The following is a 928-nucleotide window of genomic DNA, read 5'->3' on the forward strand; positions in this document are numbered from 1 at the left end:
TAGTTCACAAAATATGGCGATAACAGGGAAAATTTCATCAACAAACGATATTACAACAAATGCTAATATTACCGCTAAGGGGCGGGTGTCGGGGTCAAATATATGAGTTTTGTTGGTAGTGATTCAAATCTGAGTGTTTCTGATTTTTTAAATTTTGATTTGAGCGATTTTGGAATTTCATTTGGGATCGGCTCATTCGGTGATATTGTTTTCTCTGTTAGCGCGTCACATATTAAAACGTTTGACGAATTGTCTCGTCGTTCAGCTGCTAAATTCGCAGATCATGAGGTCGCTGGCTCAAAACCAATATCTGAATTCACGGGCGAAGAACTTGACGAAATAACATTTAATATTCAACTAAATCGGACGTACGCTAAACCAGAGCGCGATTTAATGTTATTAAATAAAATTAAATCGGCTGGTACAGCAAATAGATTAATAATCGGCTCTAGAAATCTGGGAAAATTTACATTACGCGAATTTGAAGAAACGCTAACACATGTTGGAAAAAATGGCGCGATTTTATTTGCCGAGGTTGAGTTGACATTAACTGAATATATCGATTCATATTCTAATAACGCATCTACAGCACAACGTGAAGATGAAGCTCGACGAGGAGAGACGGGGAAAGGGGGTCCGCAGCGATTACCTGGTTCACCGCCGGCATCGAGTGATCGTCCGATGACTCCTGTGCAGAACGAAACTGGCGGGGAGGGTACTGATGAATAGCATTATTGTTTCTGCTGATAATAGTAGTATAAAAATCGGCGCGCGTGGTCGTGATGAAATTGTGCAAAATATTCGAATGATTTTAACAACTATGCGCGGTACGCTCTATTTAGATCGCAATTTTGGTTTAAATCCTGATTTAATTGATACACCTCAACTACAGGCAATGGTCAAATATCGGGAGGAAATCATAAATCAA

Annotated in this window: 1 protein-coding gene and 1 pseudogene; both read left to right on the plus strand. The window is 39.4% G+C overall.

The annotated features are described in order from the left end of the window. Nucleotides 1–102: 102 nt before the first annotated feature. Entirely contained in the window at nt 103–729 is a 627-nt protein-coding gene (locus A9G07_RS04510) for a phage tail protein (protein WP_065734210.1), read from the plus strand. Then, nucleotides 722–928 (plus strand): annotated as a pseudogene (locus A9G07_RS04515) (hypothetical protein); the annotation flags it as partial. The gene A9G07_RS04510 and the pseudogene A9G07_RS04515, both read left to right, overlap by 8 nt.

Source organism: Gilliamella sp. wkB72, from assembly GCF_001693745.1.
Lineage (GTDB): Bacteria > Pseudomonadota > Gammaproteobacteria > Enterobacterales > Orbaceae > Gilliamella > Gilliamella apicola_E.

Excerpts from the sequence above, each read along its gene's own strand:
- A9G07_RS04510 (WP_065734210.1), top strand. The coding sequence starts at position 103 with ATGAGTTTTGTTGGTAGTGATTCAAATCTGAGTGTTTCTGATTTTTTA.